The organism is Marivirga sp. (assembly GCF_024636815.1).
In the GTDB taxonomy this organism is placed as follows: domain Bacteria; phylum Bacteroidota; class Bacteroidia; order Cytophagales; family Cyclobacteriaceae; genus Marivirga.
The window spans coordinates 1-16,070 of the sequence record NZ_JAGXGF010000215.1 but is presented as its reverse complement, the minus strand read 5'-3'; the positions used below and the strand labels follow the sequence as shown (position 1 = coordinate 16,070).

13 protein-coding genes are annotated in these 16,070 nt (G+C 34.2%); 6 read left to right on the top strand and 7 right to left on the bottom strand.

Annotation, left to right across the window (positions count from 1 at the left end):
- The first annotated feature begins 55 nt into the window (after nucleotides 1–55).
- The 4 genes from Q0L29_RS15395 (at nucleotide 56) to Q0L29_RS15380 (ending at nucleotide 7,212) form a co-directional block, all read left to right on the top strand.
- Entirely contained in the window at nucleotides 56–3,112 is a 3,057-nt protein-coding gene (locus tag Q0L29_RS15395; RefSeq protein WP_296623069.1) for a CHAT domain-containing protein, read from the top strand.
- 65 nt (nucleotides 3,113–3,177) lie between these two features.
- A complete protein-coding gene (recJ, locus tag Q0L29_RS15390) occupies nucleotides 3,178–4,887 on the top strand; it encodes a single-stranded-DNA-specific exonuclease RecJ (protein WP_296623068.1) in 1,710 nt (569 codons plus the stop codon).
- Between the two features lie 66 nt (nucleotides 4,888–4,953).
- Nucleotides 4,954–5,685: an LPS export ABC transporter ATP-binding protein gene (gene lptB, locus Q0L29_RS15385; protein WP_296623066.1), complete on the top strand. Its 732-nt coding sequence runs from the start codon at nucleotides 4,954–4,956 to the stop codon at nucleotides 5,683–5,685.
- 36 nt (nucleotides 5,686–5,721) lie between these two features.
- A complete protein-coding gene (locus Q0L29_RS15380) occupies nucleotides 5,722–7,212 on the top strand; it encodes a GH3 auxin-responsive promoter family protein (RefSeq protein ID WP_296623065.1) in 1,491 nt (496 codons plus the stop codon).
- A gap of 53 nt (nucleotides 7,213–7,265) precedes the next feature.
- On the opposite strand, the gene Q0L29_RS15375 is transcribed toward Q0L29_RS15380, so the two are convergent.
- From Q0L29_RS15375 to Q0L29_RS15355, 5 genes are all read right to left on the bottom strand, one after another.
- Entirely contained in the window at nucleotides 7,266–7,883 is a 618-nt protein-coding gene (locus Q0L29_RS15375) for a porin family protein (protein ID WP_296623064.1), read from the bottom strand.
- 183 nt (nucleotides 7,884–8,066) lie between these two features.
- Nucleotides 8,067–8,663 carry a thioredoxin family protein gene (locus tag Q0L29_RS15370; RefSeq protein WP_296623063.1) on the bottom strand — a complete coding sequence of 199 codons (597 nt, stop codon included), beginning with the start codon at nucleotides 8,661–8,663 and terminating at the stop codon, nucleotides 8,067–8,069.
- 6 nt (nucleotides 8,664–8,669) lie between these two features.
- Nucleotides 8,670–9,158 carry a TlpA disulfide reductase family protein gene (locus Q0L29_RS15365; protein WP_296623062.1) on the bottom strand — a complete coding sequence of 163 codons (489 nt, stop codon included), beginning with the start codon at nucleotides 9,156–9,158 and terminating at the stop codon, nucleotides 8,670–8,672.
- 39 nt (nucleotides 9,159–9,197) lie between these two features.
- Nucleotides 9,198–10,358: a hypothetical protein gene (locus tag Q0L29_RS15360; protein WP_296623060.1), complete on the bottom strand. Its 1,161-nt coding sequence runs from the start codon at nucleotides 10,356–10,358 to the stop codon at nucleotides 9,198–9,200.
- Nucleotides 10,355–11,233, bottom strand: a complete 879-nt coding sequence (locus Q0L29_RS15355; protein WP_296623059.1) for a hypothetical protein — start codon at nucleotides 11,231–11,233, stop codon at nucleotides 10,355–10,357. Before Q0L29_RS15355 ends, Q0L29_RS15360 begins: the two co-directional genes overlap by 4 nt.
- Before the next feature lie 112 nt (nucleotides 11,234–11,345).
- Here Q0L29_RS15355 and Q0L29_RS15350 point away from each other — a divergent pair, with 112 nt between their 5' ends.
- Nucleotides 11,346–12,377 carry an RluA family pseudouridine synthase gene (locus tag Q0L29_RS15350; RefSeq protein WP_296623058.1) on the top strand — a complete coding sequence of 344 codons (1,032 nt, stop codon included), beginning with the start codon at nucleotides 11,346–11,348 and terminating at the stop codon, nucleotides 12,375–12,377.
- 35 nt (nucleotides 12,378–12,412) lie between these two features.
- On the top strand, nucleotides 12,413–12,949 hold the full coding sequence (locus Q0L29_RS15345) for a hypothetical protein (RefSeq protein WP_296623057.1): 537 nt from the start codon (nucleotides 12,413–12,415) through the stop codon (nucleotides 12,947–12,949).
- Here the strand turns inward: Q0L29_RS15345 and Q0L29_RS15340 are convergent.
- Together Q0L29_RS15340 and Q0L29_RS15335 are read right to left on the bottom strand one after the other, a co-directional pair.
- Nucleotides 12,893–14,101, bottom strand: coding sequence for a 1-acyl-sn-glycerol-3-phosphate acyltransferase (locus Q0L29_RS15340; RefSeq protein WP_296623056.1), 1,209 nt, complete (start codon nucleotides 14,099–14,101; stop codon nucleotides 12,893–12,895). The two genes, Q0L29_RS15345 and Q0L29_RS15340, sit on opposite strands and share 57 nt — an antisense overlap.
- A 295-nt stretch (nucleotides 14,102–14,396) precedes the next feature.
- Nucleotides 14,397–16,070 (bottom strand): T9SS type A sorting domain-containing protein (locus Q0L29_RS15335; protein ID WP_296623055.1); only part of this gene is annotated, 1,674 nt, incomplete at its 5' end.

Sequence of the window (16,070 nt, the reverse complement as noted above, 5' to 3'; positions counted from 1 at the left end):
TTATTACTATTTTTTAATACTAACTTGTAAGACCTCAAGAAAATAGAAGAGAATTATGAAAAAATTACTACTAATTATATTCCTAACTCAAACTTGCGCCATTCAAATCCTTAATGCTCAAAGCAGTGACCTACAGTTTTTTAACAAAATTGATTTAGCATTTAATGCAGATGGTTTTGAATTCATTTTAGCAAATGAGCAAGAAATTTTGAACCATACCAAAACAGTAGAGGATTCATTATCAGCAGAAATATTATACTATTTAGGTGACTCTTTTTTAGCTTTTGATAGCTTGGATAAGGCCTTGAATATCATGCAAAAAGAATTGAGCCTTAGAAAAAAGCTTCCTAATGCTGATCCCCTAATGATAGCTGACATCCATTTTAATCTGGGTTATTACTTACAACTCAATAATGAATTTGAATTATCAAAGGAGAATTTCTCAAAAGCATCAGAATTATATAAAGAAAACATTGGAATAGCTGACCCTGGTTACGTAGAAAGCAGAATAGAACTAGCTAAAACTAATGGAATTCTAGGCGAACACAGACAAGCAATGAAAATTCTTGAGGATTTACTTAAAATTGAATTTGTCATCGAACAATATCAACATATAGTCAATAAAGAATTGGGAATGGCTTACTTTGACATCGGCTATTACTCTAAATCAGAAAAAATATTAAAAGAAAATTTAGAATTTATTAAAAAGGTTTTTGGCCAGGAAAGCATTCAATATGCTGAAGCTTTGGTGACTTTGGCTATTCCTTACTATTACAGATCTCAATATTCAGAATCAGAATTACTTTACACTCAAGCATTGGACATTATTGCCAAAATTTCCGGCAATCAATTTTTAGAAGAAAACACCAAAAACAATTTAGCTTTACTTTACTGGAAAATAGGTCTTTATGATGAAGCATTAGAAATCTTCAGAGATATTATTGGAGACGAACCCACCTTACAAAATGCCAGCGCCTATAGTAACTACGCTCAAAATTTAATAGCAACCAATCAAAAGGAAAAAGCTATTGAGTATTTTGACAAGGCCCTTGCAATCATAAAAGATGTACTTGGAACTGATAGTGAATTATACATTAGAGTTTTAAAAGAAAAAGCACTCGCACTTAACAATAGTAATGATTTAGATAATTACTACAAATTAATGAATGAGAGTTTTTTAGCTTCTCAGAAAATTTTAGAAAAAAGTAATCCTGAATATTCTAAATATGAACTAAGATGGGGAATAGCCAATTTCCGAATGAACAATATCCAAAAAGCTGAAAAGCATATTAATTCTGCTCACAATCTAAGATCAAAATACTTAAATAAAAACCATCCTCTTTATGCTGAAACAAGCAAAGAATTAGCTGAATTGAGCTGGTATAAAAATAATCCTAAAAAAGCTAAAAGCTATTTTAAGGAAACATTTGATAATTATTTTGCTCAGATTGAGGCCTACTTTCCTGCATTAAGCGAACAACAAAAAGCTAATTTCTATACTAATACACTAAGATCAACATTTGAAGAATTCAATTCTTTTGCTATTGCCTACAGTGAAAATGATCCTGCCTTACTAGCTGACATGTACGATTATCAATTGGCTACCAAGGGGTTAATCATGTATGCTACCGCAAAAGCAAGAAAGAATATTTTAAATAGCGATAATTCAGAACTAAAAGAAAAATATCAAAATTGGATAGGCACCAAAGAATTGATTTCTCAATTGTATTCAATGTCAGAAGAGGAAATTCAGCAACAAGACTTAAAATTAGATTCCTTAATTTCAGTATCCGCTGAACTAGAAAAAGAGCTAAGCAGAGCTTCCTCCGAATTTGCAGAAGCTTATGCAGCTAAAAACGTTACCTGGAAAGATGTCCAGTCAAAATTAAAAGACAATGAAGCAGCCATTGAGATGATAAGATTCAGGGAATTTACCCCTGACAGCAGCGGAATATTTAAAAACAAAGTGAACTATGCGGCACTTTTAATAGATAAAAAATCGAAATACCCAAAATTAATTCTTTTTGAAAATGGCTTAGAATTAGAAAATAAATACATCAAAAATTATAAAAATGCCATCCGCTATCAGGTTAAAGATAATTACAGTTATGATTTTTACTGGAAACCAATAGCAGAGAATACTAGGCGATATGAAAAATTATATTTCTCTCCTGATGGAATTTATAATCAAATCAGTATTAATGTTTTATTCAATACTGAAACTGAAAAATTTGTATTAGAGGAACAAAATATTCAATTATTAACAAATACGAAAGATTTAATTGCCTATCGCGAAAAGGAATCTAATTCTAATTTAGCATCTAATCCTACTCTATTTGGTTTTCCAAATTACAATAAGGGGATAACCGAATCAGTGTCAGATACTCAAGCAGATGCTAGTGATATTGTAGAAAATGCAAGCTTAAATAGAGGTTTAAGAGGTAGCCTGCAAAGATATATTAGAGGTAATGCATTGGTTACAGCTTTGCCAGGTACAAAAGAGGAGGTCAACCAAATCGGAGTTATCTATGAAAATAACCAAATGGCTCAACCCAAAACTTATTTAGAAAATGAAGCTGATGAAATTCAAATTAAAAGTGTTGAAAACCCACAGGTTCTGCATATTGCCACTCACGGTTTCTTTCTGGAAGATAATGAGACAATCGACAATGAGGAAGAGGATAAATACAGTGATAATCCTCTTTTAAAATCAGGATTGATTATGGCGGGTGCCAATTCATTTATATCCTCAGGATTAAATCAGGGCACCATTCAAGATGGGATTTTAACCGCCTACGAAGCAATGAATTTAAATCTAAGTGACACTGAACTTGTAGTGCTTTCAGCTTGTGAGACAGGACTTGGGGATTTGAAAAATGGTGAAGGAGTTTATGGGTTAAGAAGAGCTTTTCAAGTAGCTGGTGCTGATGCGATAATCATGAGCTTATGGTCTGTAGACGATGAGGCTACACAAGAATTGATGACTGCTTTTTATCAAAATTGGTTGGGGGGTAAAAATAAATTAGATGCCTTTAATGATGCTCAAAAAACAATTAAGGCTAAATACAAGTCTCCATTCTATTGGGGTGCATTTGTAATGGTGGGCGAGTAATAATGTTTAGAAAATCATTTCAAAGAAGGCTTCGATATTGTTCGAAGCCTTTTTAATTTTGCAATATGCCAAAACAAAAAAAGTGGATTTTATCACCAGAACCTAAGCTAGATAACATTGATGCATTAAGTCATTCCATCAATATCAATCCTATTTTATCCAAAATATTGATAAATAGAGGGATCAAAAACTATAGTGAGGCAAAATCATACTTCAGACCTTCAATTGAAGATTGCCACGATCCATTTTTAATGAGGGACATGTCAACAGCTGTTGTTAGGTTAATACAGTCTATCGAAAACGAAGAGCCTATTCTCGTATATGGTGATTATGATGTTGATGGTTCTACATCAGTTGCAATGATGTATAGTTTCTTAAAAAATTATTGTCAAAATCTTTATTACTATATTCCCGATCGTTATTTGGAAGGTTATGGCATTTCTAAACAAGGCATCGATTATGCTGAGGAAAAGAACTGCAAGCTTATCATTTCTTTAGATTGCGGTATAAAAGCAATAGATCAAGTTGATTATGCCAATTCAAAAAATATTGACTTTATAATTTGCGATCACCACAACCCGGGTGAAAAATTACCGGCAGCGGTTGCAATCTTAGATCCTAAAAGAAAAGACTGTTCTTATCCATATAAAGAATTATCAGGCTGTGGGGTTGGCTTCAAACTCATTCAAGCATTTTGTATTCAAAAAGAAATCCCCGAACATCACGCATTTGAATTGCTCGATTTGGTGGCTATAAGTATTGCAGCTGATATTGTAGCAGTAACCGGAGAAAATAGAACGCTGGCATTTTATGGTCTTGAAAAAATAAACTTCAACCCAAGACCCGGTATTAAAGCATTGCTTCAAGCCTCAGGACTGAAGGATAAAATTACCATTTCAAATTTGGTCTTTCAATTAGGGCCAAGAATAAATGCAGCAGGAAGAATTGATCATGCTCACCTAGCGGTAAGGTTATTAACTGCAATACACGAAGATGAGGCCTTAATTATTGCTGAAAATGTCTCTAATAAAAACACCACCAGAAAAGACTTTGATCAGAACATTACAAGTGAAGCTTTAAAGACTATTGAAGAAAACAGCGAAATGCTCACTGCAAAAAGCACTGTCTTATTCAATAAAAACTGGCATAAGGGCGTAATTGGTATTGTAGCTTCAAGATGTATTGAGCATCATTACCGTCCCACGATAATCATGACCGAATCCAATGGAAAAGCCACGGGTTCGGCTCGATCAGTAGATGGTTTTGACCTATACTCTGCAATAGAATCATGCAAAGAACATTTGGATCAGTTTGGGGGCCACAAACATGCTGCTGGCTTAACATTATCAATAGATCAAATTTCTAATTTCTCTGCTGCTTTTGAGAAAATAGTTCAAAAGAACATAACAGAAGAACAGTTAATCCCTAAAGTCCTAATCGATAGCTATATTGAAATAGATCAAATAACAGATAAGTTTTATTCCATATTGAGTCAAATGGATCCTTTTGGGCCGGGAAATATGCAACCCGTTTTTGCAGCAAAACATTTAACCATACTAGGTGACCCCTTGATACTTAAAGAAAAACATTTAAAGCTGACTGTAAAAGATAAGAAAGGTAAGAATAAAATTACTGCTATTGGTTTTGGAATGGCCGAATATAAGTCGCTTATTATGAATTCAAATGCATTTGAACTAGCATTTACCATTCAAGAAAATCACTTTAATGGTACAAAATCTTTACAGCTTTATCTAAAAGATATCCGCATTGAGTGATAATTTTCGTTAATTTGCTAATTAGGTATGTTTGTTGCTTTGAAGCTTCAAAACAAATAAATAAAAATGATATTAAAAGCTGAAAATCTTGTAAAGATATATTCAAAAAGAACTGTAGTAGACCACATTTCCGTAAGTGTGGAGCAAGGAGAAATTGTTGGACTTTTAGGCCCAAATGGTGCCGGTAAAACCACTTCTTTTTATATGATAGTGGGCTTGGTGAAGCCAAATTCGGGGCAAATCTATTTGGATGAACAAAATATTACTGGATTGCCTATGTATAAAAGAGCCAAAAAAGGTGTTGGTTATTTGGCTCAGGAAGCTTCTGTTTTTAGATCTCTTACTGTGGAGGAAAACCTAATGGCTGTTTTGGAAATGCGAAAAATCAGCAATGAGGCCAGAAAAGAGAAAATGGAAAGCTTAATAGAAGAATTTAGCTTAGGGCATGTTCGAAAGAATAAAGGTATGGTGCTTTCCGGTGGAGAAAGAAGAAGAACAGAAATAGCACGTGCTTTAGCAATGGATCCGGCTTTTATTTTATTAGACGAACCTTTTGCAGGTGTGGATCCTATCGCGGTGGAGGAAATTCAAACCATAGTAGGACGATTGAAAGAAAAGAACATTGGTATCCTTATCACCGATCATAATGTTAATGAAACACTTTCTATCACTGATAGGGCTTATTTAATGTTTGAAGGAAAATTATTGAAGGCCGGTACCGCTGAAGAATTGGCTAATGATGAACAAGTGCGAAGAGTTTATTTAGGTAAGCATTTCGAATTAAAACGAAAACTATAAGCTATGGAATTCCTCCACTCTATAATGACTTGGGTAATGAAGAAAAGAATTCACGAAGTGGAGCTTTTCATGAAATACCCAAATGAAGTGCAAAGTGAAGTGCTTCAAAAACTCATTTATAGAGCGAGGAACACAAAATTTGGAAAAGAATATCATTTCGAAGTATTAAAAAATTTCAAGGATTATCAGGAGCGAGTTCCTTTACATACTTACGAAGAATTATTTCCTTATATAGATCAACTATTGAAAGGTGATCAAAATATCCTTTGGCCCACAGAAATCAGATGGTTTTCAAAATCATCCGGAACTACCAACGATAGAAGTAAATTCATTCCAGTTTCAGATGAAGCCCTTGAAGATTGCCATTTTAAAGGCGGTAAAGATTTGCTATCTATTTACCTTAACAACAATCCGGGATCCAGGCTATTTACAGGCAAAAATTTAAGCATAGGCGGAAGCCAGCAAGTCAATCAGTTTGACAATAATTCTAACTCATTTTATGGTGATGTTTCTGCTGTCATCATGAAAAATCTTCCTTTTTGGGTTCAGATTATCAGAACCCCTAGCTTGGAAATAGCTTTGATGGACGAATGGGAAGGTAAAATTGAAGCAATGGCTAAGGCTACTATGAAGGAAGATGTCACTAGCCTTACAGGCGTCCCCACGTGGACGGTAGTTTTATTGCAAAGAATCCTCGAGCTAAGTGGTAAGGACGATATATCAGAAGTTTGGCCAAATTTAGAACTATTCATTCACGGAGCTGTTTCTTTTGTACCTTACCAACCACTTTTCAGGGATTTAATCAAATCACCGAAAATGAATTATCTGGAGACTTATAATGCCTCAGAAGGTTTTTTCGGAATTCAAGACAGAAAAGATTCTGACGAAATGCTTTTAATGTTAGATTATGGCATCTTCTATGAGTTTATCCCTTTGGAAAATACGGATCAAAAGCAACCTAAAACAATTCGTTTGGATGATGTTGAACTCAATAAAGTTTATGAATTAGTTATAAGCACTAATGCAGGCTTGTGGAGATATCGAATTGGAGATACTATTCGATTTACTTCATTAGACCCTCATAGAATTAAAATTAGTGGTAGAACTAAACATTTTATCAATGCATTTGGCGAAGAGCTGATGATAGAAAATGCTGAAAAAGCTATCGCTACTGCTTGTAATAAAACAGGGGTGATTATTGACAATTTTACTGCTGCTCCAAAATATCTGGAACAAGGTAAAAAAGGAGCACATGAATGGGTAATAGAATTTGAAAAAGAACCTGATAAAATTGAAGATTTTGCACAAGTATTAGATGATGAAATCAGGAAAATAAATTCTGATTATGATGCAAAAAGATACAAAGATATCGCACTTCATTGTTTAGTGATTCATAAAGTACCACAAGGGACATTTTATGAATGGATGAGGAAAAGAGGAAAATTAGGTGGGCAGAATAAAGTGCCTAGATTATCAAATAATAGAAAGTACTTAGATGACCTATTGGAAATGGTGCTAGAAAAATAAAAAGCACAGCTGCTATCAACAACTGTGCTTCATTATATCTATTATAAAGATTTTTAAAACTCGAACCCTATAAAAAATTGTAATACTGAGTTCTTTCCATTATCCAAACCACGATCTTCAGGAGCAACATCAGCTAATCCGTAGTTATATCTAACACCAGCTGTTCCGCCTGTAAAGTCGAAACCAACTCCTGCTGCTACACCATAATCAAAGGTATTAAAATCATCCCTATCGTATTCTTCAACACTGTTAATACTTCCATCTCCATCTACATCTTTTACCTTGGCTGCAATTAATGTAGCAACGTATGGACCAGCACTAAAATATAAGCTTTCTCCTACATGAAAATTCGCTAAAACAGGAATTTCAATATAAGATAAATTGTATCTATACTTACCGCTTCCTCCAGTAAAAAAACCACCATCGTAATTGATTTGAGATCCTTTTAAGCTGTAATTAATCTCTGGTTGAATACTGATTTGGTCAGATAAACTTTTACGGAAATAAAACCCTACCGCAAAACCTGGTTTTGTATTTTCATCATTCACCTCATCTACATATAAATTGGAGAGATTTAAAGAAGCCCTTATTCCACTTTGATCTTCGGACTGAGCTTTAACTAAAATTGAACTTAAAATCAAAAATGGCAATACTAAAATTATTTTATTCATCTTAAAAAAAAGTTTGTTTGTAAGACTGTAAGCGTAATTCATGAGAATTAGTTACAAATGAAAATAATTTAAATGAGATTTAAGAGATGCTAATATTTAAAAAAAACGGAACATACTGAGCGTCAAACACAAAAAGCTAACGGTTATGTTAGCTTTTGTGGTAAATGGCTTTAAGAAAAAAAATTAAGATGCCCACTTAATGGTGCATCCTATTGCTTTGGTTTTCTTTACCGGTACTTCTTTCCCACTAAGAATAGCATCAACTGCATCTTCTACATATTTTTTATCCGCATCTTCGGCTGATTTAGTATTATTATCAATAGCTCCAATGTATTTCACAGTCCTGTCTGCATCCAATACATAAACATGAGGAGTATTGGTTGCTCCATAAGCTTTAGTAATTTCTTGCGTTTCATCATAAACATAAGGAAATGGAAAACCTTTATTCTCTGCCCTTACGATCATCTTCTCAAAAGAATCTTTAGGAGATTTTTCCGCATCATTAGGATTGATGGCAATTACAGGCACACCTTTGTCTGCATATTTCTCATGAAGCGCTATAATTCTATCCTCATAAGCAACTGAATAAGGGCAAGTGTTACAAGTGAAAATAATCATAAAGCCTTTTGCATTTTCATAAGAATCCATGGAAACCATTTCTCCATCTACATTTTTAAGGGAAAAATCTCTTGCTTTGTCCCCAAGCTCGTATCCACCTTTTTCAAAACTAAAAGCCAATAAAGCAAATAGTACAAACGATAATGAAATTAACTTTTTCATGTTATATTAATTTAATTTTTGTTTTATCAATTCTTCTAATTCTCCTTCATGAAACTCCTGTTCATAAAAGTATTTCTTACTATCCTTCATTATCAAAGTAGCCGGTATAGCTCCAGACCATTCAGGGGAAACCTTATCAATCCAGGAATTATAATCCACATCATCTATTAAAAATAGCCCTGAAGGATTGAGATTCTTTTTTTGAGCAAATTTTTCTGCTTTTGAAGCATTTTCTGAAAAATCTATACTCACATAGATAAACTCTACCTCAGGAAATTGATTTTGTGCGTTTACAAAATATGGTAGTTCTTTAATACAAGGTTTGCACCATGTAGCCCAAAAATTAATTACTTTAAGAGTATCTCCTTCGGATTGCACCATAATCTCTTCCAATTCAGGCACATCAATAATTTTTAGCTCACCATTCTGAGCCCAAATTTTAGTTGTGGAAAAAATAGAAGTGAGAAGAAATATACTTAAAATGAATTTATTCATAGCAAAATAATAACGATAATTTTTTTCAAATTGTTGATATTACAATATTTCTATAATCTCATTTTTAGGAATCTTCAGGAGGTTAATCCTTTGCTTGGAACCTCCTATGGTTATTTTAGAAAGAATTGCCATTCCTTCATCTGCTGTAGGGATAATTTCTATAACCTCCAAAGGGTCGACTCCTCCAATGTATTTAATAGCAATTTGACTCCCATTTTGGAAATCATAAAAGTTAAGCTTTATCCTTCCATCGAGAGTGGTATATGCATTAACCAGATAATTAACCGTTCCAACCGAAATTTGAGTAGTTGTTGCCTTTTGAATACTTAATCTGTCTTGCAAAATTTGTCCCCCTAAAATCTGGAGATTAATAGAATCATTTACAATCGGTTGATAGTTACTTATAAAATAAGATTGATTGTTGAATATATAATTTGATGCTAATAATCCATTTCCAGTTGGAGTGAAAGAGTTCATCATATTTCTTTGAGACCCTCTAATTTTACCGGTTTCTATGCCTTGATCATTTGTATAGGTCAAGCTTAGGCCTTCAACTCTTAATGAATTAAAATAAATAACAGAACCAGCATTATAAGAATCTACAAAGAAATCAGCCCTATTTAAGTTTCGAAAAGCCTGCAATTTCTGATGTGCATCATTAATATCATCATACCGCCTGGCCCATTCCATTGCAAAGCCATCTTGAATTTTACTTAGAACGGTACCTGTTGTATCATTATAAGTGAGCAGCAAATAAGTGTCTGGAGTCAGATTATTAAAAGCTAAGGGTTTGCGATAGGTATTATAAGTCCTTAAAGCTTCAATGGTTTGCTCCAAATCATTAATCTCAAAGAGCGTTGCCGTATAATCCGGTAGAGTGCTTCCAATAAAATAGTAATTACTACCTTGTCTGATCAAATTTGGAACAGCACTTACAAACTGAGGTTCTAATTGCCTGCTCCATTGAAAATCACCTCTATTATTGACTTTCAATACAAAGATAGATTCATTAGCTAATGCTGATAATATCAGGAAACCCCCATCATCAGTTTCGATTAAATCTAAAGGCTTATAATTAAGCCCTTCTGATGGATTATCAAAAATACTATTAAACTTTTCGGTAGGTGTAAATTCTACCAAATCCTCACTGCAGGAAGAATATAGAAACAAGACCGATATAATAAGTAATACATTTTTCATATTTCAACCGGCATAAATTCTTTCTTACTTAAATATTTTAAAGGAAAAATCACTCCTATTAAAGCTTCAACTGACTGAAAACTAAAATCATCCATAATATCATACGCCTCATTTTGAAGATTATCATTTAGATATCGAGCATTTTGATTATTTGCATTATTCAAACCTTTTCTAAAATTGGCTTCTGCTGTAATATAAAAGGTACTAACTCTAATCCTGGCCCCTACCCCTATAAATGCCCCTACTGTATAAGGTGACATAATTGATTTTATATCCTCGTTTTTCTGAAACTCTTGGCTTTCTATACCATTTTGAGTAGTGAATTTTGTATATTCTTTATTTGCATTGATCAACATCGAAAAATTTAAACCTGCTTGAGCAAATGGAATTACGGCAGGAACAGTTGGCTTCCTACTCGACTTATCCCAAAATTGACTGTTGACTTTTCTGAACATAAATCTAAAGAAAACTGGCACATCTAAATAATTAAGATCGTGATTATGTATAAAATTTACGCTTCTGGTTGATCCTGGCTGTTCTTGTGTATACTGAAAACGAATTTGATTTACGGATGCATTAGCTCCTAATACTAATCTTTGTTCAAATTGATAAAGAAAGGTGACTCCATAAATAATCCCCATATTTTCTACTTCCTGGTATTTCTTATCATATAGGCCTTCATCCAAACTTGTGGTCGGTTTGATTAAAGAATACCGATTAATTACATCTACGGTAGTATAATTAGCTCCTGCCCTAAAACCGAAATAAACTTGAGAATTTTTAAAGGGGTCCTTATTTAGTTTATCCCAGACAGATTGTGCCTGGCAAAACATTGTCGAAAGCAATAATAGTATACTGCAAAAATATCTTAACATCTTTTTATTATCATACACCGCAATAAATATCTAACTTTTTAAACTTCCATCAAAATAAATCTAGTGTTCGTTCACACTATCTTTTTACTAACTTTGCAGATAGAAAGAAATTATGCAAGAAGATATATCAAAAATAGAGCAAGAAGATGATGGATTATTTGAACATCATCAAATAAAAGTAGATCCTAAACAAGATTTATTAAGAATAGATAAATTTTTAATGGATAGGCTTCCAAATGTTACCAGAAATAAAGTTCAAAAAGCTATTAAAGATGGTTTTGTTCAGGTTAACGGAGAAACTATTAAGCCAAATTATAAAGTTCATCCTAATGACAGCATCAGAATTGCTTTACCTGAGCCCCCACGCGATACGGAAGTAAAACCTGAGAATATCCCTTTAAATATTGTTTATGAGGATTCCGATTTACTGATAGTAAATAAAGAAGCCGGAATGGTTGTCCATCCAGCTCATCAAAATTGGGAAGGAACTCTTGTGAATGCACTGGCTTATCATTTTCAACAACTGCCTGAAATGGAGGGAAATGAAGGCAGACCCGGTCTTGTGCATAGAATTGACAAAGACACTTCCGGGCTTTTGGTAATAGCCAAAACCGAAAAATCCATGACTCACTTGGCCAAACAGTTTTTCGATCATAGCATCGAAAGAACATATTATGCTTTGGTTTGGGGTGAAATGGAAGATGATGAAGGAACAATTGATGTAAATCTAGGAAGAAGCTTTAAAGACAGAAGAATTACGGATGCTTTTCCGGAAGGCGACTTTGGAAGAACCGCCATCACGCATTATAAAGTTTTAGAAAGATTACGATATGTTACCTTGATTCAATGTAACTTGGAAACAGGTAGAACCCATCAAATTCGAGCCCATATGAAATATATTGGTCATCCTTTATTTAATGATGTAACATATGGAGGAGATAGGATTTTGAAAGGAACGCAATTTTCAAAATATAAGTCTTTTGTGGACAATTGCTTTAAAATTATTCCAAGACAGGCTTTACATGCCAAATCATTAGGATTTATCCACCCATCTCATAATAAGCCAGTTCATTTCGATTCCGAACTGCCGGAAGATTTGAATGAAGTATTAGAAAAATGGCGACATTACATCCAATTCCACTAATTCTCCGTACCTTGCAACAAATTAAAATTTAATTTATGAAGACTACATTTTTTTTATTAATTACTGGATTACTAATTTTTACAGGCTGCAATATCCAAGAAAAGATTGATGAGATTGCCACCTTTAATATTAATAATTCTGCAGAATTCACTGTACCCTCTTCCTCACTAGTGAATGTACCTATTGATGTTGGTACGCCTGACATTAACACTTCTTCTCAACAAACTTTTGAGAATAATAATACAAGAGCTGATTTGGTAGAAAATGTGAATTTAAGTGAACTTAAACTTTCCATTACTAATCCAAATGACAGGACTTTTACTTTTTTGAAAAGTTTGAAGATTTATATATCAAATGATACTGAAGGCAAAACATTAATAGCTGAAAATCAAGATATTCCGGAAAATGTTGGCAGTACATTAGATTTAGAAACTACAGGGACAGATTTGAGTGAATACATCAAAGAGGACACTTACAGCCTTGAATTTGAAGCAGTAACCCGCGAAACAACAAACTCAAAAACTGACATTAAAGCTGAAATGATATTTGAAGTAAGAGCAAAAATTATATAATTCGCTCTCTGCCATTCCTTCAACTTTTAATTTATTTTTAACGGGATTGGCATACATAGCCAAAAGCGGATCTTTTAATTCATTAAAATTAGCAGAGAAATTTTGGGCTTGCTTATGTAGGTAAGCCTCAAATTTTTCTGCTTCTTCTTTTGTATAATGATCTGAAAACCGCTCTTCATACAACCAATCGTAAGCAATAAAATTATTTGGCCAAAGTTTATAGCTTTTGTGCACACGCTCATCAATTAAATCGGCTAAAGCCTGCATTTGATCATTCTTATTTTTGATTTCACGAATTTCCTGCAATTTTTCATCCACTATTTTCCCGATGGAAATATGAACTCTTCCCTTCACTCCTGTTATGCCCGCAATCATACTTTGCAAATCATCCTCAGGTGTTTTCTCAATAGGTTTACCAGCCAACTTTGATGCTATCTCTCTGGCTTTTAAAACATCACAAGGGTCATATTCATAGGAAATGGCCATAGGAGCCATTCTTAATGGAGCATAATTTTCATAAAAATCTCTTCCTCCACTTAAGCCGATCATTTTCAGCAAGCCCTGTTGCGTTTGATCATCCCCATCTTTGGTTCTACCTTCTCTTTGCGCTATCCAAATGGAGGTTTTTCGCTCCAATATTGTGTGTCTAATATAGGAAGAAAGGGTCTGAGAATAGGAATACATTTCCCTAGGCGGGATATTTCTATTGACAATAAAATTCTTATTAAGTTTGGCCAGATCTGTTACCCACTGATTTACTAATAAATTATTACCTATAGCTACTTCAGTGGTATCTACTCCTAATTCAAATAATAAAACATTTAGAATAGTAGAATCGAGTACAATATCTCTGTGATTAGAAATAAAAAGATAAGATTTATCTGGGTTAATTTTATCAAACCCATCATGTGAAATTCCGTCCGAGCTATTGTCGAGTACTCTACGCGCAGTAGGATACATCATTACTTTTTGGAAATCCTTAACGGTTTTCACGTCAGTTAATGCAGCCTTCAGTTGATCCACTGATTTATCAGGGAAAACTCTTTTAGAAACTTGATCAAAAAACGGATGATGAATCAAGCGCTGAATGGCTTCATTCACCTCTGAATCATTATAAGGCCTAATCGAATCAAATGCTTCCAAATACTCCATAGATAAAAAATAGAAACACGAAATAAGCGAAATTTATGATAAAAACCGTGATTTTATGAAAAAATGGCGGAAAAAGTCGTGTTACACTATAAAGTTAAGATAATAAAATTATGATTAAAATAATCTAACTTAAGGTTTAAGATGGGCTTTTATTTCTAAAAGCAGTTGGAACGCATTATGTTTCGCAACGTGCACTAGAGTGGCTATTGGGTACAAATTCAGAATATTACTTAAAAATAATGCCCAAGTTTGACTATTGATAGTAGTCAGACTTGGGCATTCAGATCAGTGAAATTTATTGCTTTAAAATCTTAGCAATTTGTTGTTTTCCTTTATAGCTCACCTTTATTCTGTACATTCCTTTTCGCATTTCTTTCATATCAATATCATGGCAAATGCTATTGCTTTCAGCCTCATAAACCACCTTTCCATATTGATTATTAAGGCTGATTTGATATTTATCATTGGAAAGAACATCAAAGTTTGTGGGCTCCATCTCAACGGTCAGGGTTTCCTCAACAGGATTTGGGGAATAAGTAAAATAACAAACAGGACTACCACAGTCGTTACCGGAAACCGTTACATATTTTGAGCGGTAATTGGAATTACCACAAGCATTATTTGCCCTTGCCCTGACATAACCACTTGAACTACCAGTCACCAATAAAACCTCGTTACTAGTGGTAGAGGAAGTATGGTGGAAGCTCCAACCGGAAGGAATCACCCAGTTATAACTGCTTGCTTCGGCTTGGGCAGGCACAGAATAATATTCCCATGCATTGGGTACTACATCAGAAGAGCCTTGAACTGGTGATGGGTCTGCTGGTCTTCCTACATATACTTTTTTCGTCAAACTAGTGCCATCAGCAAAATTAGCAGTTATATATTTATAGCCACGAAAGCTACTACTCCCTTCCTTTACTGTAATACTGCTTGAACTACTACTCATTATATTTAAGTTAGTAGTAGTGTTCCAAGAGGTAACAGGGCTGCCTAATTTGCAATTTCCAAAGGAATAAGTTTTCAACTGATTGTAGCAAAGCCTCTCACTTCCAGCTAAATCTTGTTGAAACAATCTTACTACCGGCTCTTGAGAATTTCCGTTTATCTCCTCCATTATCCATGCTACATTATCAGTAGTTGGTGTAATATGCTGCTGATTATTTTCTGGAGCATAGTAGCTGTCAAAGGGTGTTTCACCTGTACAAACTAAATTTCTGTTTAAGGCATTCGACCAATTGAAGTCGGGGTTTTCTAATGCCAAGGCACTTACTGTAGGGATAAAGGTATGATTGTCTAAATGACTATTAGCGACAATATTGAGGTTTTTTTCATTGAACCCATCCAAAAATTGAGCATGTATTTCCGCACCAGTAGGCTGGTATGCTCCGGCTGTTACGTCCATGGCTCCATTTTGATTTATATTTGTGATGTATTTTTCAGTGCTAAATATACCGGCTGATGGTGGTAACCAAGTGCCAGCGGCTATGACCCCTTTAAATGTCCTGTTTTGAACATTTGGGGATTGCATAAAGTTAGAAGTTGCCTCTGCTACTAATATGCCTAATTTTTTTCCTTCGAGATGAAGGAAATTTTCACCTTGAGAATTGTTCTTTTTTCCCAAAGTGGTGCCATTTAAAAGGGATACTTTTCTTAAATTAACCGGAAAGCCATTAGAACCTGCTAAACCATTACTTTCTAGTTCAGTCATAAATTCTTGCCTGAATTCAGCAGTATTGTTCAGCCTTTGATTCACTACACCATAATATTGCTCTATTAGCATTTGTTTTGCTGCCGTGGAAGTGAGTTTTTCTTCGTACGATTCCCTGGCATTCTCTTGACCTGCAGTGTAAGCATAAAAATGCAGCGCCTGTGAGATGCCAATAGGAATATTAGCCCCCAAATGCGGGGCATCAAAACTTACCCAAAGCCGTGTATTGTGATCCATATTGTTTTTCTCCATATAGGC